At 65.6% G+C, this 540-nt stretch carries 1 protein-coding gene; it reads left to right on the top strand.

From position 1 onward, the window contains the following. Positions 1 to 540, top strand: a 540-nt coding sequence (locus A5779_RS07490) for a porin MspA (RefSeq protein WP_064880467.1), incomplete at both ends; no start/stop codon positions are given.

The following is a 540-nucleotide window of genomic DNA, read 5'->3' as shown; positions in this document are numbered from 1 at the left end:
TTCTCATGCGGGTCTGGACAATGAACTGAGCCTGGTCGATGGTCAGGATCGGACCCTGACGGTTCAGCAGTGGGACACCTTCCTCAATGGTGTGTTCCCGCTGGATCGCAACCGGCTGACCCGTGAGTGGTTCCATTCCGGCCGCGCCAAGTACACCGTGGCCGGCCCGGGTGCCGAGGACTTCGAGGGCACCTTGGAGCTGGGCTACCAGATCGGCTTCCCCTGGTCACTGGGTGTGGGCATCAACTTCTCCTACACGACCCCCAACATCCTGATCGACGATGGTGACATCACCGGCCCGCCCTTCGGCCTGGAGTCCGTCATCACCCCGAACCTGTTCCCGGGTGTGTCGATCAGCGCGGACCTGGGCAACGGCCCGGGTATCCAGGAAGTGGCCACCTTCTCGGTGGACGTCAAGGGTCCGGCCGGCGGGGTGGCGGTGTCCAACGCGCACGGCACCGTGACCGGTGCGGCCGGTGGTGTGCTGCTGCGTCCGTTCGCCCGCCTGATCGCCTCGACCGGTGACAGCGTCACCACCTA

This window comes from Mycolicibacterium peregrinum, from assembly GCF_001665625.1.
Taxonomy (GTDB): domain Bacteria; phylum Actinomycetota; class Actinomycetes; order Mycobacteriales; family Mycobacteriaceae; genus Mycobacterium; species Mycobacterium peregrinum_B.
The sequence above is the reverse complement of the archived record's forward strand: the minus strand, read 5'-3'. Positions and strand labels throughout refer to the sequence as shown.